The sequence below is a fragment of the Methylomarinum vadi genome (assembly GCF_000733935.1).
GTDB classification, from domain to species: Bacteria; Pseudomonadota; Gammaproteobacteria; order Methylococcales; family Methylomonadaceae; genus Methylomarinum; species Methylomarinum vadi.
Genome location: NZ_JPON01000001.1, coordinates 4,234,050 through 4,252,553, shown reverse-complemented (window position 1 = coordinate 4,252,553; position 18,504 = coordinate 4,234,050). Strand labels below are relative to the sequence as shown.

Sequence of the window (18,504 nt, the reverse complement as noted above, 5' to 3'; positions counted from 1 at the left end):
ATATTTATATCAACTGGTCTTTGTAAGTGTCAAGCTTAAAAACCTTATAGCCCTTGATATTTATGGATTTGCGGGATATTTGGCCTATTTCAGCTCAACGCGAACTTTTTCTTAAACATCGAACGCAAATTCTAGTCGAGAAAAGAAAAAAAAGGAAAAAACCAATCAAAAAACCAATCATTAATCCTTTAAATTTTTTGGTCTCGATTTCCCACCCAGTAAATTTGCCTTATAAGCTCAATACCCATACATTTCGTGTAGCTTCAAGCCGTCTTCTGGGCTATTGTTCTGCTCTCATCAAATTTAGGCACCTTAAAACTTTCACCCTCCGGTCGGAGCCACAAAAACCATGCGGATGCGCTAAGCGCATCATGTCGCAATCGATGCGGTAGTTCGTAGCCTGGATGCAACACAGCGGAATCCGGGAATAGCGTGGTTACCAGGTCCCGCATTCCGCTATGATTCATGAGGGCTACGAGCCTGGTGTAATTTAACTTTCCCCGCAGGTTGTTAGTCGCTATCGCCTCTTCCCATTTGCAGCGAAGGGGCTTCGCCAAAACGACTTTTTAATGCGCCATAACGGTTTGCTCTTTTTTAGCCGCTTTCTTCCGCTCTCTCCCTACCGGTAATTTGTCTCCGTTCGGGGATGGCATGTGCTGCAAGGCGACTTCCAACACCTCGTCGATCCAACGTACCGCTTTGATTTCGAGGTTTTGTTTAATATTTTCCGGAATTTCGGTCAAATCTTTTTCGTTCTCAGCCGGAATCAACACGGTGGTAATGCCGCCCCGGTGCGCGGCCAGCAGCTTTTCCTTCAACCCGCCGATCGGCAAGACCTCCCCACGCAAGGTAATTTCTCCCGTCATCGCAACGGTTGCCCGCACGGGCACCTTGGTCAATGCCGAAATAATCGCCGTACACATGGCAATACCCGCGCTAGGCCCATCCTTCGGTGTGGCACCCTCCGGCACATGGATATGAATATCATTTTTTTGGAACATTTGTTCATCGATACCCAAGCCTGGCGAGCGGCTTCTGACAACGGATACGGCGGCCTCGATCGATTCCTTCATAACATCGCCCAATTTACCGGTCGCCAATTGCTTGCCTTTGCCGGGCATGACCGCTGTTTCGATGGTCAATAACTCACCCCCCACTTCCGTCCAAGCCAGGCCGTTAACACGCCCAACCTGATCCTCGTCTTCGGCGACGCCATAGCTGAAGCGTTTAACGCCCAGATATTTATCCAAATTGTCGCTGGCAACGACTTCCTTGCCGGTGCTGTTTTTCAATAACAAATCCTTGACCACTTTCCGGCAGATTTTGGAAATTTCCCGCTCCAGACTGCGTACTCCGGCTTCACGGGTGTAATAACGGATAACGTCCTTAACCGCTTCTTCGGTAATCTCGATTTCGGAAGGCTTCAAACCATTATTCTTGATTTGCTTAGGAATCAAGAAACGGATAGCGATATTGATTTTTTCATCCTCGGTGTAACCCGCTAAACGAATCACTTCCATTCTGTCCATCAATGCCGCGGGAATATTCAATGTGTTGGCTGTAGCCACGAACATCACGTCGGACAAATCGAAGTCGACTTCCAGATAATGGTCGGCAAAGGTATGGTTCTGCTCGGGATCGAGGACTTCCAATAAAGCCGACGCCGGATCGCCACGAAAGTCGGCCGCCATCTTGTCGATCTCATCCAACAGGAACATCGGATTACGCGTTTTTACCTTGGCCAAGTTTTGTAGAATTTTGCCCGGCATGGAGCCGATATAGGTACGGCGATGCCCTCTAATTTCGGCCTCGTCCCTAACGCCGCCTAAAGCCATGCGCACATATTTGCGGTTGGTGGCGCGGGCAATCGATTGACCTAACGAGGTTTTACCAACGCCAGGCGGTCCAACCAGGCATAAAATCGGACCTTTGAGCTGTTTGACCCGTTGTTGCACGGCCAAATATTCGAGAATCCGCTCTTTTACCTTTTCCAGACCGTAATGTTCCGCTTCCAGCACCTCTTCCGCCAATTTCAGATCATGGCGCACCTTGGTTTTCTTTTTCCACGGCACACTGACCATCCAGTCGATATAATTGCGTACCACCGTGGCTTCGGCGGACATCGGCGACATCAGTTTCAATTTATTCAATTCGGCATCGGCCTTGGCTTTCGCTTCCTTGGACATACCGGCTTCCTTGATCTTTTTTTCCAGCTCTTCGATCTCGTTGGCGGCATCGTCCATTTCGCCCAGCTCTTTCTGAATGGCCTTCATTTGCTCATTCAGATAGTATTCCCGCTGGTTTTTTTCCATTTGTTTTTTCACCCGCCCGCGAATTCTTTTTTCCATTTCCAGCAAGTCGACCTCGCCTTCCATTAAGGTCATCAATGCTTCCAATCGTTTGGCAACATTCGCCATTTCCAGCATTCTTTGCTTTTCCTCGACTTTCATCGACATGTGCGCGGCCATGGTATCGGCCAAGCGGCTGGGATCGTCGATGCCGGCCAGCGAGTTCAATACCTCAGGCGGAATTTTATTATTCAGCTTGACATATTGGTCGAATGAATTGATCGCGGTACGCTGCAACACTTCCAACTCCTGCTCGGAAATATCCAACACTTCTCCGATTTCGCTGACCGTTGCCGCCAAATACCCATCAATCTCTCGATAGGACTGTACATTGCAGCGCTGACTCCCTTCCACCAGCACCTTGACGGTACCGTCGGGCAGTTTCAACAATTGCAGAATATTCGCCAAGGTGCCCGCCTGATATAAGTCGTCGAAGCCAGGATCGTCTATATCGGCTTGTTTCTGCGCGACCAGCAAAATTTGTTTGTCTTCCTTCATCGCCGCATCCAATGCGTCGATCGACTTGTCCCTACCCACGAACAATGGAATCACCATATGCGGATACACGACCACGTCACGCAAGGGCAAAACCGGAATCAAGTTGTCTTTCATTAATAAATCGGTCATTTCAAATGTTTCCATTAACGGAATCTCAAGGTTACATCGAATAATGTAATGAATATGGTGTCACTTATGCAAAAAGCAAGCGTTCAATAAAATCATCGGCACAAAAAAAGGGCGCTATCGGTAAAAACGCCCTTCTTTCACGGAAACTGCTGTCTTCGATTAAAAAATCACTCTGTCACCGACGCTTGCAATCGAGCACCCCCATAAATCAGCCTTACGAATCCGATGCCGCTTTTTTCTGTTCAGTTTCATAGACCAAAATTGGTTCGGACTCACCTATTATAACGCCTTCGTCAATCACAACTTTTTTAATGCGATCGTTCGAAGGTAGCTCGTACATAGTATCCAACAGGACATTCTCGACGATGGTACGCAAACCTCTGGCCCCGGTTTTCCGCTCCATCGACTTACGAGCGATTGCCAGCAACGAATCTTCCCTGAACTCGAGCTCCGAGCCTTCCATCTCAAACAGATGTTGATATTGCTTCACCAAGGCGTTCTTAGGTTCGGTTAGAATTTTTACCAGGGCAGCTTCATCCAACTCTTCTAATGTCGCGACCACCGGCAAACGGCCTACAAATTCAGGAATCAGGCCGTATTTGATCAAGTCTTCCGCTTCCACTTCGGCGAAAACTTCCCCGATATTTTTGCTATCGTTCTTACTCTTGACTTCGGCTGAAAATCCGATGCCTCCTTTTTCGGACCTCGATTTGATCACCCTGTCCAGCCCGGCAAAAGCGCCGCCTACGATAAACAAGATATTCGCGGTATTAACTTGCAAAAACTCCTGCTGGGGATGCTTTCGGCCACCTTGCGGCGGCACCGAAGCAACCGTGCCTTCGATCAGTTTCAGCAACGCTTGTTGAACACCCTCGCCGGATACGTCGCGCGTAATGGAAGGGTTGTCCGATTTACGGGAAATTTTATCGATTTCATCGATATAAACAATGCCGGTTTCCGCTTTTTCAACATCGTAATCGCATTTTTGCAGGATTTTCTGAATGATGTTCTCGACATCCTCGCCCACATACCCCGCTTCGGTTAAGGTGGTCGCATCGGCAATGGTGAACGGCACATCAAGCAATCTTGCCAGCGTTTCGGCGAGCAGCGTTTTCCCCGAACCGGTCGGCCCTATCAGCAAAATATTGCTTTTCGCCAATTCGACTTCGTCTTTTTTGCTTTTGCTACGCAACCGCTTATAGTGGTTGTAGACCGCAACCGCGAGAATCTTTTTAGCGTTTTCCTGGCCGATAACGTAATTATCGAGTTCTGCCTTGATCTCTTTGGGTTTCGGCAATTGTCCACTGCCAATCGCGGAATCGTCCTCGGACAATTCATCCCGTATGATGTCGTTGCAGAGCTCTACACATTCATCACAGACGTATACTGAAGGTCCGGCAATTAACTTTCTGACTTCATGCTGACTTTTGCCGCAAAATGAACAATACAGCAGCTTTTCATCATCATTGCCGTTTCGGTCTTTACTCATATACTTAGCTCCTACTCAACATCAGACCCGATGTATTCAATGTCTCAACAATGCAAGAATATATCGAATCTTAGAAAATATCCACTAAACAACCACCCGCTCAAGCGGGTGGGTTCCAATAACGGACTGAAAGTCCGGATACGCGTCGACTAAACGACGCGTCTTAGTCGGGCTCCATCTTGAAATTATCGTTTGGATTAGGTTCAAAGTGATGCTCCAAATATTGCTTTATCATCTCATCAGTCATTTGCCCCACTGTGGCGCAAAAATAACCGCGGGCTCAAAAATGTCGACCCCAATATCGCTTTTTCAAGTGCGGGAACTCTTCGAACAGATAGCTCGAAGTTCGTCCCTTGATTCGCCTCATGATTTCGCTTGGGGCCATAGTCGGCGGCGCACTCACCAAAATGTGCACATGATCTTTGCTCACGACACCTTTGATAATCCGTATCTCAAAGGCTTCGCATGTCTGCCGCACCAAGTCTCTCACTCGTTCGGCTATTTCATCCTTCAGCACTTTATAACGATACTTCGTAACCCAAACAAAATGATACTCAATTTGGTAAACCGTATGGCTGCCGTATCTATAGTCCATCGCCACCTCCTTGGGCAAATTATCGCAGCTAAAGCTGACCGGCTAAAGCCGGTGGTTTAAACCTTATGATGGATAATTAATAGCTTAACCCAGCCTTATGGCTGTAGTGCCATATAATACATAACCTATTGATTTTAAAAAACATAAAATCATGCCACTTTTCATATTTGCAGTGCTATGAAATTTATTTTCCTTTAATTATCAAATGCTTAAAATATTACCAACAAAGCTAGGTTAACAATCGAGGCCCAACAGCGCAATTGTTAAATATGGCGCAAGAGGATAGCGCCCGCTTGAAGAAAACAGGAAGGAAGTCACATTGCTAATCTAAGTCCCAACAAAAAGCAACACTGTCTGCCAAAAACCAGGTTGCCATCAGATAAAGGTAAACAACCGTCCTCTTGCATGGCGACATATATTGTTCGCACTTCAAATTTCGGTTCTTTTGATGCCCTCATCCAACCTTCGCCCGAAGGGGCGAAGGTATTAAGGTGCCGAAGTTTGAAGTGCGATGACTATAATTGCTTAGGTTTAGCCTTATGTTTACTAATTACGACAAGTAAGGACTATGCTGAAAATAACTTTCCGATATGGTTCCCATACTCTGCGTGGAAACCCAATCAGGGACGCTCCAGCGCCCCGAACCGCAGAGCGCGGGAACGATACTGCAGATCCCGGAAGATATTGACAGCCGTATCCTAAGCAAATTCGATAAATCCAGATTTTACCTGAATACCCCCCGCTCCGACGGTAGATTGCTTAGCAAACGAAGCGGAGTAGCGAAATGAAATAGAAACCGGCGAAAGACTTACGATTAAACTTGGCGATGTGCCAACACTTTATCGATCAAGCCGTATTCCGCCGCATCGGAGGCGCTCAGGAAATTATCCCTATCGGTATCCTGCTGAATCTTTTCCAAACTTTGCCCGGTGTGGTGGGATAAAATCCGGTTCAATCTGTCTCTGATTGAAAGGATTTCCCGGGCATGGATATCGATATCGGAGGCTTGCCCCTGGAAACCGCCCAACGGCTGATGAATCATGACGCGGGAATGCGGCAGACAATATCTTTTACCGGCGGCGCCCGCAGTCAACAATAAGGCGCCCATGCTGGCCGCCTGACCGATACACATGGTGCTGACATCCGGCTTGATGAATTGCATGGTGTCGTAAATCGCCATGCCGGCAGTCACTGAACCGCCAGGTGAATTGATATATAAATGAATATCTTTATCAGGATTTTCCGATTCCAGGAACAATAACTGGGCCACTACCAGATTGGCCATATAGTCTTCGACCTGGCCGACCAGAAAAATAACCCGCTCTTTCAACAATCTCGAGTAGATATCGAACGAGCGTTCACCACGCGCAGTCTGCTCAATGACAATCGGCACCAGACCTCCGGCGGCCTGCGGCGCGATTATTTTATCCGTTTCATTATGATGACTCATTATGCGGTATGACCCTTTGCTTTAGTTTACATCCGAAAACACCGATCCATGGCAGTTTCTCCAGCGGAACCGGATCAGTATGACTTACCAGTCCCCTCTATTTTCGTGGTGACTTCTGTCGCGTATCGGAAACAACGAATTATTGTTCCTTACTCATCACGTCGTCGAATTTGACCGTTTCGTCGGTCACTTTAGCCTTGCCGACAACCCATTCCACCGCCTGGTCTTCCAACACCATTTGTCTGACATCGTTTAGACGACTGTCATCGCCATAATACCAATTAATGACGTCTTCCGGTTTTTCATAGCTTGCCGCCATGTGCTCGACCGTCTCACGAACCTTATCGTTATCGATCTTAAGGTCGTTTTTCTGGATAATTTCACCCAAAATCAAGCCCAGCGCCACACGTCGCTTGGCCTGGGCCTCGAACATATCATTAGACAAGCTGAGGTCATCTAAATTCATGTTTTGTCTTTTGGCTTGTTCCTGATAAGGCTTCATCAATTGTTGGATTTCTTGATCAACCAATGCCTTCGGAATGGTCACCGCAATGTTTTCGTACAACGCATCCATCACAGCATTTTTCAACTTACCTTTTAACGCCTGTTCCAGCTCTCTTTCCATATTGTTTTTAACGTCGGCGCGGAAAGCATCCAGTTCGCCATCTTCGATACCATAGGACTTGATAAAGTCGGCATCCACTTCAGGTAGCATCGGCTCTTCAACCTTGACCATTTCGATATCGAATTTCGCCGCCTTACCGGCCAACTTTTCGTTACCGTATTGCTCCGGAAAGGTGACATCAAATGTCTTGCTGTCGCCTGCCTGCAAGCCAACCAACTCCTCTTCGAATCCGGGAATCATTTGCTTGTCGCCTATAACGACCTGATAATCTTCGACCTTGCCGTCGGTAAAATTCTCACCCTCACACTCGCCGGCGAAATGAATGGTTACTCTATCATTTTCCTGTGAAGCGCGCTCCACTTCACTCCAGCCTTTTTTCTGTTCCTGCAACCTGCGGATCATATTATCCAGGTCGCTCTCTTCAATAGTTGCATCGGCACGAGTGATTTCAAGCTGATCGACGCCATCCAATGAAATTTCCGGGTAAACCTCGAATTCGGCGATATATTCCAACCCCTCGGAATTGCCGGACGGCTGTATATGTGGATGTCCCGCCGGCACCAAATCCTCTTGCTTTAGCGCTTCGAAATAGGTGTTCTGAATCAAATCGCCGGCTACTTCCCCTCTGACGCGTTCGGCAAATTGTTTCTTGACGACCGAAAGCGGCACCTTGCCAGGACGAAAACCATCGAGTCTGACTTCTCGCGCCAGTGACTTGAAGCGCGCTTCCATTTTTTCCTGAACGACTTCTTCAGGGACGCTGACAGTCATCTTGCGGCTCAATTCGGATGTCTTTTCGACAGAAACTTGCATTACTTTACCTCAAAAAATTAAATGTTCGGTTGTGTCCTGGATACCGGCAATCGGCTTTATGAAGCTGGGAAATTAACGGTGGCCATCGTTAACTAAATACTGGGGATAATGGTGCGAGCGGAGAGACTCGAACTCTCACGGGCTACCCCACTGGAACCTAAATCCAGCGCGTCTACCAGTTCCGCCACGCTCGCAATCTTAAAGAGCTCGCCATTATAAACATCTGCATAGCTAAATACAACTGAATATTGAAGATTTTATCGAGCGATTATTTTGCCGGTACGAATAATTTTCTGTTTCAGAGTTCCTTCGCAAGTCCTTCATGTTTAAAATAAAATTTACCGTTGCGGAAGTTTGTCATCCTTGGCACGATGCAAAAGTTAGTCCGAATCCAATGGATGTCCGCAGTATTTACAGAACGAGGCATCATAGTCGTGACCGGTCTCTCCGCAATCGGGACACGCTTGATTATTGATCTCCTCCATTTTACCGACCTTCAACAATTCGGCACTGTAGATACCGGTGGGCACCGCGATAATGCCGTAACCCATGATCATGATGGTCGAGGCGATTATCTGGCCCAACGGCGTTTGCGGGGCAATATCGCCATAACCCACCGTGGTCAACGTAACAATCGCCCAATACACGGACTTAGGGATACTGGTAAACCCAGCTTCGCTTCCCTCCACCACATACATCAGGGAGCCGAAAACGATCACCAACGTACAAACGGTATAGAGAAACACCAGAATCTTATGGCAGCTTTGGCTCAGGGCCTGCATCAAAATCTGTGCTTCGCTCAAATACTCGGACAGTTTCAAAATCCTAAAAACCCGCAGCAAACGCAACACCCGCACGATCAGCATATATTTGATGCCGGGAAACAAAAAATTCAAATAGGTCGGAATGATCGACAGAAAATCGACAATGCCGAAAAAACTCCGGCAGTATAACCAAGGACGGCGTACGGAGATCAAACGTAGCGCATACTCCACTGTAAACAATAGAGTAAAGAACCACTCTGAATAAAAAAACCATTGCGCGAAGCGTTCATGCAAAGTACTCACACTGCCCAGCATGACCGACAATACACTGCACACAATGCTGATAATTAACACCAAATCGAAGATTTTGGCCGGTCTCGTTTCCGCGCCAAAAATGATGCTATGCAATGATTCGCGCCAAGGCGACAGCACCTCTCCCTCGTTATAACGCGGTTTTTTCGGAGAGGGTTTGCGAGGCTTCATCGCGCTTGTCTATCTATCGTTTCAGCCAATTTTTGCCCCAAATCAAGCACAGCCTGGTGTTGTTGCTTGTCCACTAACGAACCGTCTTCGGCGAAAGCCTGCGCGGCCTTGGCAATAGCCTGTTGATCGGGCAATACGGTCACGCCGATATTGTTGAGCAACAAGCGCAGAAACACCAGGCCGCGTAAGCCGCCCAGCGCCCCAGGCGATGTCGCCATAATGGCCGCATACTTCCCCTTGTAGGCAAGCAGCGGCGCCTCATCAACACTTTCCTTACGGGAGGCCCAATCAATCATGTTTTTTAGCAAGGGGCTGAAGGCGCTGTTATATTCCGGCGAAGCGATCAGGAAACCGTCATGGGCAATCAATAAATTCTTAAATTCCCTGGCCTTGTCGGGCATGCCTTGTTCCTGCTCCAGATCCTGATTGAAGATAGGCGCGGGATAGTCGGCCAAGTCGATGATCGTGACTTCCGCGCCTGCTTGCTCGGCCCCTCGCGCGGCGATGGCCGCCAGTTTTTTGTTATACGATTGCTTCCGGCCGCTACCGGCGAATGCTAATATCTTGTTCATGTCACTTCCGCTCGATTATCAAAATGCCGACTAACAAAGCCAACCGGTCATCTGTTGTTCTGCTGCTGATTGGATTTATTGTTCTGTTCATCGCTATTGTACAGACCACCGATCCTTTGCCTCAAGATAACGCATACCATCAATTCGCGGATAAGCGCCCCTGGCTGTCGCTACCTAACTTTTTCGACATAATCAGCAACCTGCCTTTCGCCGGGATAGGAGTGGCCGGACTGATCCTGTGTTTAAAGGACAATCCTCGTTTAATCATTGTATCCTGGTCTGTATTCTTTACCGGTCTGACGCTAGTCTGCATTGGTTCCAGTTATTACCATTGGCAGCCGAATAACGCAACCCTGTTTTGGGACCGCCTACCGATGACTATCAGCTTCATGGCGCTATTGGCTGCTTTGTTGACGGAAAATGTCTGGCCGCGCCGGGAACAACTGCTGCTGCCTTGCGCGTTACTGCTGGGGTTATCCAGCGTCGTGTACTGGCGTGTCAGTCACGACCTGCGTTTTTACGCCTTCGTCCAATTCGGTACCCTGCTTGCGATACCGCTAGTCGTGATGGTTGGCAAAAAACGTTATACCCACCGCCATTACCTACTCTACGGCCTGCTATTCTACATCCTCGCCAAGCTCTTCGAACTGAACGATCGCGAAATCTTCCGGCTGACCGGCCAATCCCTCAGCGGCCATACCCTGAAACACCTGGCGGCGGCCGCGGCGACCTATTGTGTCTACCGCATGCTAAAACAGCGTTCCGCCCTCGTTTAACTACATAATGACCCTGACCGCCCGCGCCAACAGCTCGTTCAGATAAATACAAGCGGTCGAGTGGCTGATACTGTCGCTGCTCCAAATATGTCCGACCCCGGCCTTGTTAATATGTTGTTCGGCATCACCGCAAAACAATGGATGAGTCACCACGGCGCAGACTTGTCCCGCACCCGCCGCCATCAATAATTCTGCAGCCTGAGCCAAAGTTCTGCCGGTGCTCGCCATATCATCGATAATCACGACGGATTTATCGGCGAAGTCAAAAGCCGGCAGGGTGACCGACACATTTTTATCGCCGCTGCGCCGTTTAGTCGCCACGGCGTAATCGAAGCCGATCTTGTCGGCGATCGCCGCCACCCATTGTTCCGATTCGTCGTCGGGACCTAACAACACGGCATGAGTTAGCTGTTGCTTTAAAAAACGCGCAATGGGTTCGGCGGCCGTCAGGCTGACTGCATTCTGCAACGGGATAGCCTGATCGAGCGAAGAGATGCGATGCAAATGCGGATCGACGGTGATGACATCGTCGAACAAATTGGCCAACAACTGACCGACGATGCGTTGACTGACCGCTTCGCCCGGTTGATTGGCGATATCCTGGCGCATGTAGCATAAATAGGGCGCCACCAGCGTCAATCGTTTCGCGCCTAACTGGCGGGCCGTGTTTGCCGTCAGCATCAACTCGATAAGCTTATCATTGGGCTGATTGAGACTGCGGCAGACAATGACATGTTCGGGCAAATCGACAGGCAAGCGCACCAAACTTTCACCGTCGGGAAAATGGTGCAAAAACACCTCTTTAACCGGAAGATTCAAGGATGCCGCCAAACGTTGCGCCTGTGGTAAATAATCGGAAAAAGCGAGAATCAACATGGCGGCCACCTAAAAGGAAATCTGCGGCTTAAGTAACTGCGCATCATCGCCGATCCGATAGCCGCTGTCATGGCGGGCCAGGCTTTTGGCGAATTTAAAATCGGCCTGAAATTCGGCATGAATGCGATATAAAGGCTCGCCCTTTTCGACTTTATCCCCCATCTTCTTCAACAAATCCACCCCGGCTTTTTTATCCATCGGCGCCCCGGCCAGACGGGCGATTTTAGCCGTCTGGAAATTATCGATATCGGTCACCACTCCATCTTCATCCGCCAATACTTCATAACATAATTCGCCGGGCTTTAAATCGATTTCCTTTTCCCCTTGCGCCTTAATGATTTCATTCATTTTCGTCCACGCCCTGCCCGACTCCAGAATGTCCCGAGCTATCGCATAACCTTGCCCGCCGCGAACATCGGGGTCGAACTCGATGATGCGTCCGGCCAATTGCAAAGATTTTTGCCGCAAATCGGGTGGCGCACTAGGATCATTATTGAGCACCTTCATGATATCGCGTGCTTCCAATACCGGCCCGATCCCCAAACCGACAGGCTGGCGACCGTCGGTGATCATGACTTCTAAATGCAAATTCAGCCGGTCGCCGACAAACTCGAATAATTTCCTGAGCGCCAACGCTTGCCGCATATGCCTGACCTTGGCCGTCGGCCCGACCGGAATATCGACAATCAAATGGGTCGAACCGGCGGCCAGTTTTTTCGACAGGATCGACGCCACCATTTGCCCTTGCGAATCGATGCCCAGCGGACGCTCCACCGAAATCAACAAGTCATCGACCGGCGCCAGCTTGGCCGTCCCTCCCCAGGCCAGGCAACCGCGTTCTTCGTGAACAATTTCCAATAACCTCTCCGGCGTGAGGTCGACACTGGCCAATACTTCCATCGTATCGGCCGTTCCGGCCGGCGAGGTGATCGCCCGACTGGAAGTCTTCGGAATCAACATGCCGTGAGCCGCCACGATCGGCACCACCAGCATCGAAGTGCGGTTACCGGGAATGCCCCCGATACAATGCTTATCCACCACCAATGGTTCGTGCCAATCCATGCGCTCGCCGGAGTTCAACATGGCCCGGGTCAGATACAACAATTCATCGCGATCGAGATTATTTTGCCCGGTGGCGACCAAGAAAGCGGCCATTTCCATTTTTGAGTAGCGGTTTTCGACGATATCGAGAGTAATGTTATTGAAGTCATCCTGGTCCAAGCGTTCGCCATTGATCTTGCGCCGAACCGCGTCCATTGATTTAGGCGGTTCGGCATGATTGACCGTTACCAAACCGCCCTCATCCAAATTCAATTGGCTAAAAGCTTGTTCGGACAAGCCTAATTCGCCTGGCAGCACAATACTATTGTCATCGACCACGTTCAGCACCGACAAGACTCTGTTGCCATTGGCGCTGACTAAAATCTTAGACAAGGCCTGAAATCCTTCGGCCCGATAAATCTCGCATTCGCGGTTCATGTAAGCGACGTTTTCATGGTAAGTATCGATTCCCACCCGCCGGATTTTTAACATATCAACACTCATAACCTGCTCTTCTTATCATTATTTTATCGGCAGCGCCTAGTTGTAATATTAGCAGGCATTAATAGCAAGGATGGAAGAATTGATGTATTGATTATGCAGGAACTATGAAAGGGCAAAAAGCGGAGAATAACTAACTGAGATAACAATGCAGCGGGACCTCGGAACCGTGCCATCCCAAATTCGGCCATACACTGAATAGGTTAGGCACCCCGCGTTTTGTTGCCTTGGGGGTAGGCGGAATTCATCCTTGTAGCCTGGATTTCGGCGCTCCCTGCCGAAATGACGAAATTTAATAGAAGACACGAAATTTAATAGAAGATCGGGAAATGAAGAACGCAATCTTCAAAATCAATTAGCAGCCGAATCCATTGGCCATGCCGTTTATTCAGCCCGGCATGAACCTTTGACTGGGTTTAATTTCGTTCTATAGTCGTGAGCGTCAATCACTCGGTGGAGACCGATTTTTCCTCGTTCTTGATCGCCGCGTCGAGGGTATGCCAAGCCAGAGACGCACATTTGACCCGCGCGGGATAATCGCGCACGCCGGCCAGTACGGCCAATTTTCCGATCGCCTCCAGATTCAATTTTTCATCTTTGCCCGTTACCATTTCATGAACCTGATGAAACAATTCCTCCGCCTCGGCCATGGTCTTGCCCTTGATGATCTCGGTCATCAACGATACCGAGGCCGTCGAAATGGCGCAACCGGACCCTTGGAAACTGGCATCGGTGATCACATCGCCATCCAGTTTCAAATACAAGGTCAAGCGGTCGCCGCACAACGGGTTGAATCCCTCCACTTTCCGGTCCGCGTCTTCGATAACCCGAAAGTTCCGCGGATTCCGGTTGTGATCGAAGATCACTTCCTGGTATAAATCACGCAATTCGTCAAACATTAGCCAAACACCTCAATTAGGGATTTAATTCCTTCGATTAACACATCGACCTCTTCTTTGGTATTGTACACCGCGAACGACGCCCGCGCCGTCGCCGGTACGGCGAAGAAATCCATCACCGGCATCGCGCAATGATGCCCCGCCCTGACCGCGATACCGAGACTGTCCAGCATCGTGCCGATATCGTGCGGATGGATTTTATCCAGCACAAACGACAGGATCGCACCTTTGTGCTCCGCTTCGCCGATGATGCGCAAACCGTCGATTCGTCTCGCCTGCTCGGTGGCGTAAGCCAGCAATTCGGCCTCATAGGCGGCGATGTTATCCATGCCTATTTCGGATAAATAATCGATCGCCGCGCCCAGACCGACCGCATCGGCGATGCTGGGCGTGCCGGCCTCGAACTTATAGGGCAACGTATTATATTCGGTTTCCTCGAACGTTACTTTTCGAATCATGTCGCCGCCGCCTTGGTACGGCGGCATCGCTTCCAACAACGCCTGTTTTCCGTACAGCACGCCGATACCGGAAGGCCCGTACAGTTTGTGGCCGGAAAAGGCGTAAAAATCGCAATCCAGATCCTGTACATCGACCGGCATATGCGGAATCGCCTGGGCGCCGTCCAATAAAACGGGAATATTCCTGGCATGCGCGGCGTCGATGATTTGCTTGACCGGATTAATCGACCCCAAGGCATTGGACATATGTACGACCGAAACCAGGCGGGTCTTGTCATTGAGCAGTTTCTCGAATTCGTCGTAGATCAGCTCGCCGTGCCGATTGATCGGCGCAACCTTCAGTACCGCGCCGGTCTGCTGACACAGCAATTGCCACGGCACGATGTTGGAATGATGTTCCATCGCGGTAATCAAAATCTCGTCGCCTGCACCGATATTCGCCCGTCCGAAAGTCTGCGCCACCAGATTGATCGCTTCGGTGGTCCCCTTGACGAAAATGACCTCCTTGGTGCTGGCGGCATTGATGAAATGCTTGACCTTCTCGCGCGCGCCTTCGTAGCGGTCGGTCGATTTGACGCTCAAGGTATGCACGCCGCGATGCACATTGGAATATTCGTGCCGGTACAAATGCGAAATACTGTCGATCACCGCATTGGGCTTTTGACATGTCGCGGCATTGTCCAAATATACCAAGGGTTTGTTACGAATTTTTTCCTGCAATATAGGAAAATCCGCCCGGATTTTATCTATCGGTAACGCTGTCATTATGCTATTGATTGTTAAAATTAATATTTGATTTACTCGAACTGCCGATTTATAGTTTTTTTCAAGCCAAAACCATTGCAACGAATTATGACGCCTTCCACTGCCCCTTTGCGAAAACACCTGACCGACCTGGAAGAATGGCACAAAATGGGCGAATCCGGCATTTTCCCGCCCGACAGCCACCTGGAACTTATTAACGGAGAAATTGTTGAAATGTCGCCGATAGGTTCCAATCATGCCGGCCATTTAAAAAGGCTCAATCGCTTATTGAATACATTGCTTAAAAAAGAAGCCATCGTCTCCATTCAAGACCCGCTTCAACTTGGCGATTTCTCGGAACCGGAGCCGGACTTGATGCTATTAAAGCCTAACCCGGATTTTTACTGCTCGCGACATCCGCAGGCCGGCGACGTTTTGCTGCTGATCGAAGTCGCCGACAGTTCCCTGGAATACGACCAGACCCATAAATTGCGCCTATACGCCTTACACAACGTTCAGGAATATTGGTTGTTGAATCTGAACGATTCCTGCCTGGAGGTTTATCGCCGTCCGCGCGGTGAAACCTACGAGGAAAAGACCACGCTGCGCGACGGCGATACAATCAATCCATCGCTATTGCCGGATATCGCCATTCAGGTCGCGGCCATATTATAACCATTCCATCTCGACCCCTTGCTGGGGGAATCGCTGCAGCACCTGAGCCAAAACCAGGTCATGCAGGCCCTTGATGTCGACCTTGTTGACCATTTCGTTGGCGAAGGCGAAGGTCAGCATGTTTCGGGCCGTCTTTTCATCGATACAGCGCGATTGCAGATAAAACACCGATTTTTCGTCCAACTGCCCCACCGTCACGCCGTGCGAGCATTTGACGTCGTCGGCATAAATCTCTAGCTGCGGCTTGGTATCGGCCTCGGCGTCATCGGACAACAGCAGATTGCGGTTATTCATTTCCGAGTCGGTTTTCTGGGCGTCCTCGGCGACAATCACCCGACCTTGGAACACGCCTCTGGCCCGCTGATCCAATACCCCTTTGTACTGTTCTTTACTGATGCCCTGAGGCTTCAGATGGTTGATGCGGGTATGATTGTCCAGATGTTGACGCTTGATACCCAAGTACAAGCCGTTCAATTCGCATTCCGAGGCGACATCCAGATCGCAATGAATATCGTTGCGCGCCAACAAACCTCCAAAGGCGAAATTATGATGTTGGAAACGACTGTAGCGTTCCTGCTTGATATACGTTCCGCCGAAATGATATGCCTTTTCCGATTCGGTTTGCAGCTTGTACAATGTCAAGCTGGCATTCTCGCCGACGAACACCTCGCTAACCGCCGCGGTCAGATAAGCCTGTTCCGCCCCGGCATAAGTCTCGACGATTTGCGCTTCGGCCATGCGCTCGACAATCGCTAGATGGCGTGTGGTCGCCAGTAAATCAGGCTGCGTCACCATATGCAGAAGTTGCAATGGTTTTTCCAACACAGTTTTCGCCGGCACCTGCAAAAACAGGCCATCGGCGAACCAGGCGCCGTTGAAGGCGACCAAGCTGTGTTCGTCATGGGCAACAGCCTGTCCCAGATAGCGTTGTACCGTCTCGCCGTTCTGCGCCAGGGCATCGGCCATGCTCTTGACCACCACGCCTTCCGCCAAACCTTCCAGGTTCGACAATTCCGGCGCATAGCGGCCATCGACGATGACGACCGTCCAGGCATCCGTCAAACGATATGACGCCAACCAATCGGGATCGATCGGGGCCGCGTACTCGGCAACGACCGGCGTAAACAGTTTCTTTTCGATCGCCGAGACATTGGTGTAACGCCATTCCTCTTCGCGAATGGACGGAAACCCTTTGTTCGAGAATTCCTTCAAAGCCTCGGCACGGAAGGCCTGCAACCAGGGCAGATCATGGCCAGGCAGGCGTTCGATGTTTTCATATTCGGCCGCGTAGCGGCTCGTGGCTTGTTCGATACTCATCATGCCGCCTGCTCTTCAACCCAGCTATAACCTTTTTCTTCAAGCTCCAGCGCCAGCTCCGGACCGCCGGACTTGACGATGCGGCCATGCGCCAGCACATGAACGAAATCCGGCTTGATATAGTCGAGCAAGCGTTGATAGTGGGTGATCATCAGAAACGAGCGTTCCGGCGAGCGCAACGAATTGACGCCGTCGGCGACGACCTTCAATGCATCGATATCGAGACCGGAATCGGTTTCATCGAGTATGCACAATTTCGGCTCCAGCACCGCCGCCTGCAGAATTTCGTTGCGCTTTTTCTCGCCGCCGGAAAAACCTTCGTTGACGGCGCGGTACAAAAACTTTTCGTCCATCTGCAGCAACTTGACCTTGTCCTTGACCAGCGTCAGAAAATCCATCGCATCGACTTCATTCAGGCCGCGATATTTGCGGATCGAATTCAAGGCCGCTTTCAGCAAATAGATATTGCTGACGCCGGGAATTTCGACCGGATATTGAAAGGCCAGGAACAGCCCCTCGCGGGCACGGATTTCCGGGTCCAGCGCCAACAAATCCTGGCCCTGATAACTGACCGTACCTTCGGTCACGGTATAGCCGGACTTGCCCGACAACACATGCGACAAGGTGCTTTTGCCGGCGCCGTTAGGCCCCATAATCGCATGCACCTCGCCCGGATTGATCTGCAAATTCAAGCCTTTCAGAATGGCTTTGTCGTCGACGTTGACGTGAAGATTTTCTATGCTAAGCATTTATCTAATTACCTATAAGTTCAGTAAGCCGGATAGAGCAATGCGCTAGCCGGAATTTAATTTCAAAAGTTGTTAAGCGATAATCGAAACCGGATATTCAGCAAAACTACCGTCAACCGTGACAATGGTCATCGATTCTTGAATGGCCTGCGCAATCAAAAGCCGGTCGAAAGGATCGCGATGAACGGCCGGCAAGGCTTGCAAAGCTTCGATATGAGCCAGTTCAATTGGCAACACAATCAAGCCATTATCCTGTTGCTGAATATCGAGCATATCCCGCCAAGGCGTATTGAATTGCAACTTGCCTAATTGCTGTTTGATTTGCATTTCCCAAACCGACGCCATGCTCAAATACAGCGCGTTATTCTCATTTTCACACGCTAACCGTACCGCCTCGGTTATTTTTTCAGGCGAAGCGTTTAACCAGAGAAATATATGCGTGTCCAGTAATAATTTCACGCACCATTACCTAGCCAAAATTCGTCCGGTAATTCCGCATCAAAATCATCGGCGATTTTGATTTGTCCACGAAATTGTCCAAACCTGCGTTTCTTTTTGACATCGGCTTTAGGCTCCTCAAGAAGAACAATGACTTTGACTCGTTGACAAGGCCAATCTTCGGGAACGTGCAATTGGATTTGGTGCTTTTCATCGATGTCAGCTTGTAATTCAATAACTTGCATGACGAGCCCTCATTTCTAT

Annotated in this window: 16 protein-coding genes, 1 tRNA gene and 1 pseudogene; 2 read left to right on the top strand and 16 right to left on the bottom strand. The window is 49.7% G+C overall.

From position 1 onward, the window contains the following. Positions 1–566: 566 nt before the first annotated feature. From lon to EP25_RS0121055, 8 genes and pseudogenes are all read right to left on the bottom strand, one after another. The gene (gene lon / locus EP25_RS0121095; RefSeq protein ID WP_031435678.1) at positions 567–2,990 is read right to left on the bottom strand and encodes an endopeptidase La; all 2,424 of its coding nucleotides are present in this window, start codon (positions 2,988–2,990) and stop codon (positions 567–569) included. A gap of 199 nt (positions 2,991–3,189) precedes the next feature. After that, positions 3,190–4,464: an ATP-dependent Clp protease ATP-binding subunit ClpX gene (gene clpX, locus EP25_RS0121090; protein ID WP_031435677.1), complete on the bottom strand. Its 1,275-nt coding sequence runs from the start codon at positions 4,462–4,464 to the stop codon at positions 3,190–3,192. 163 nt (positions 4,465–4,627) lie between these two features. Next, a pseudogene (gene tnpA / locus EP25_RS0121080) lies at positions 4,628–5,059 on the bottom strand (IS200/IS605 family transposase). Positions 5,060–5,873: 814 nt separating this feature from the next. Continuing rightward, a complete protein-coding gene (clpP, locus tag EP25_RS0121075) occupies positions 5,874–6,509 on the bottom strand; it encodes an ATP-dependent Clp endopeptidase proteolytic subunit ClpP (RefSeq protein WP_031435676.1) in 636 nt (211 codons plus the stop codon). 139 nt (positions 6,510–6,648) lie between these two features. Next, positions 6,649–7,947, bottom strand: coding sequence for a trigger factor (gene tig, locus EP25_RS0121070; protein WP_031435675.1), 1,299 nt, complete (start codon positions 7,945–7,947; stop codon positions 6,649–6,651). A 109-nt stretch (positions 7,948–8,056) separates the two neighbouring features. Then, positions 8,057–8,141, bottom strand: a tRNA-Leu gene (locus tag EP25_RS0121065). 186 nt (positions 8,142–8,327) lie between these two features. Continuing rightward, on the bottom strand, positions 8,328–9,194 hold the full coding sequence (locus EP25_RS0121060) for an ion transporter (RefSeq protein ID WP_031435674.1): 867 nt from the start codon (positions 9,192–9,194) through the stop codon (positions 8,328–8,330). Beyond that, positions 9,191–9,766: an NADPH-dependent FMN reductase gene (locus EP25_RS0121055; protein ID WP_031435673.1), complete on the bottom strand. Its 576-nt coding sequence runs from the start codon at positions 9,764–9,766 to the stop codon at positions 9,191–9,193. Before EP25_RS0121055 ends, EP25_RS0121060 begins: the two co-directional genes overlap by 4 nt. 23 nt (positions 9,767–9,789) lie before the next feature. On the opposite strand from EP25_RS0121055, the gene EP25_RS0121050 reads away from it, so the two are divergent. Continuing rightward, entirely contained in the window at positions 9,790–10,542 is a 753-nt protein-coding gene (locus tag EP25_RS0121050; RefSeq protein ID WP_031435672.1) for a ceramidase domain-containing protein, read from the top strand. Here EP25_RS0121050 and EP25_RS0121045 read toward each other — a convergent pair whose 3' ends face one another. From EP25_RS0121045 to EP25_RS0121030, 4 genes are all read right to left on the bottom strand, one after another. After that, positions 10,543–11,418 carry a ribose-phosphate diphosphokinase gene (locus tag EP25_RS0121045; RefSeq protein WP_031435671.1) on the bottom strand — a complete coding sequence of 292 codons (876 nt, stop codon included), beginning with the start codon at positions 11,416–11,418 and terminating at the stop codon, positions 10,543–10,545. It lies immediately after the preceding gene. 9 nt (positions 11,419–11,427) lie between these two features. Continuing rightward, entirely contained in the window at positions 11,428–12,963 is a 1,536-nt protein-coding gene (locus EP25_RS0121040) for a thymidine phosphorylase family protein (RefSeq protein ID WP_031435670.1), read from the bottom strand. A gap of 443 nt (positions 12,964–13,406) precedes the next feature. After that, entirely contained in the window at positions 13,407–13,859 is a 453-nt protein-coding gene (gene sufU / locus EP25_RS0121035; RefSeq protein WP_031435669.1) for a Fe-S cluster assembly sulfur transfer protein SufU, read from the bottom strand. Beyond that, positions 13,859–15,082 carry a cysteine desulfurase gene (locus EP25_RS0121030; RefSeq protein WP_031435668.1) on the bottom strand — a complete coding sequence of 408 codons (1,224 nt, stop codon included), beginning with the start codon at positions 15,080–15,082 and terminating at the stop codon, positions 13,859–13,861. Before EP25_RS0121030 ends, sufU begins: the two co-directional genes overlap by 1 nt. Before the next feature lie 87 nt (positions 15,083–15,169). Between EP25_RS0121030 and EP25_RS0121025 the strand changes: the two genes are divergently transcribed. Continuing rightward, complete coding sequence (locus EP25_RS0121025) at positions 15,170–15,736, top strand: Uma2 family endonuclease (RefSeq protein ID WP_031435667.1); 567 nt, start codon at positions 15,170–15,172, stop codon at positions 15,734–15,736. Here EP25_RS0121025 and sufD read toward each other — a convergent pair. The 4 genes from sufD to EP25_RS0121005 form a co-directional block, all read right to left on the bottom strand. Beyond that, positions 15,731–17,053, bottom strand: a complete 1,323-nt coding sequence (gene sufD, locus EP25_RS0121020; RefSeq protein ID WP_031435666.1) for a Fe-S cluster assembly protein SufD — start codon at positions 17,051–17,053, stop codon at positions 15,731–15,733. The genes EP25_RS0121025 and sufD overlap by 6 nt on opposite strands. Next, positions 17,053–17,802 carry a Fe-S cluster assembly ATPase SufC gene (sufC, locus tag EP25_RS0121015; RefSeq protein WP_031435665.1) on the bottom strand — a complete coding sequence of 250 codons (750 nt, stop codon included), beginning with the start codon at positions 17,800–17,802 and terminating at the stop codon, positions 17,053–17,055. The genes sufD and sufC overlap by 1 nt, the downstream gene beginning before the upstream one ends. Positions 17,803–17,874: 72 nt before the next feature. Continuing rightward, positions 17,875–18,261: a type II toxin-antitoxin system VapC family toxin gene (locus EP25_RS0121010; RefSeq protein ID WP_031435664.1), complete on the bottom strand. Its 387-nt coding sequence runs from the start codon at positions 18,259–18,261 to the stop codon at positions 17,875–17,877. Continuing rightward, positions 18,258–18,485: a hypothetical protein gene (locus EP25_RS0121005; RefSeq protein ID WP_031435663.1), complete on the bottom strand. Its 228-nt coding sequence runs from the start codon at positions 18,483–18,485 to the stop codon at positions 18,258–18,260. Before EP25_RS0121005 ends, EP25_RS0121010 begins: the two co-directional genes overlap by 4 nt. Positions 18,486–18,504 lie beyond the last annotated feature (19 nt).

Coding starts and splice junctions, on each gene's coding strand:
- lon (WP_031435678.1), bottom strand. CDS start 2,990: ATGGAAACATTTGAAATGACCGATTTATTAATGAAAGACAACTTGATT.
- clpX (WP_031435677.1), bottom strand. CDS start 4,464: ATGAGTAAAGACCGAAACGGCAATGATGATGAAAAGCTGCTGTATTGT.
- clpP (WP_031435676.1), bottom strand. CDS start 6,509: ATGAGTCATCATAATGAAACGGATAAAATAATCGCGCCGCAGGCCGCC.
- tig (WP_031435675.1), bottom strand. CDS start 7,947: ATGCAAGTTTCTGTCGAAAAGACATCCGAATTGAGCCGCAAGATGACT.
- EP25_RS0121060 (WP_031435674.1), bottom strand. CDS start 9,194: ATGAAGCCTCGCAAACCCTCTCCGAAAAAACCGCGTTATAACGAGGGA.
- EP25_RS0121055 (WP_031435673.1), bottom strand. CDS start 9,766: ATGAACAAGATATTAGCATTCGCCGGTAGCGGCCGGAAGCAATCGTAT.
- EP25_RS0121050 (WP_031435672.1), top strand. CDS start 9,790: ATGCCGACTAACAAAGCCAACCGGTCATCTGTTGTTCTGCTGCTGATT.
- EP25_RS0121045 (WP_031435671.1), bottom strand. CDS start 11,418: ATGTTGATTCTCGCTTTTTCCGATTATTTACCACAGGCGCAACGTTTG.
- EP25_RS0121040 (WP_031435670.1), bottom strand. CDS start 12,963: ATGAGTGTTGATATGTTAAAAATCCGGCGGGTGGGAATCGATACTTAC.
- sufU (WP_031435669.1), bottom strand. CDS start 13,859: ATGTTTGACGAATTGCGTGATTTATACCAGGAAGTGATCTTCGATCAC.
- EP25_RS0121030 (WP_031435668.1), bottom strand. CDS start 15,082: ATGACAGCGTTACCGATAGATAAAATCCGGGCGGATTTTCCTATATTG.
- EP25_RS0121025 (WP_031435667.1), top strand. CDS start 15,170: ATGACGCCTTCCACTGCCCCTTTGCGAAAACACCTGACCGACCTGGAA.
- sufD (WP_031435666.1), bottom strand. CDS start 17,053: ATGAGTATCGAACAAGCCACGAGCCGCTACGCGGCCGAATATGAAAAC.
- sufC (WP_031435665.1), bottom strand. CDS start 17,802: ATGCTTAGCATAGAAAATCTTCACGTCAACGTCGACGACAAAGCCATT.
- EP25_RS0121005 (WP_031435663.1), bottom strand. CDS start 18,485: ATGCAAGTTATTGAATTACAAGCTGACATCGATGAAAAGCACCAAATC.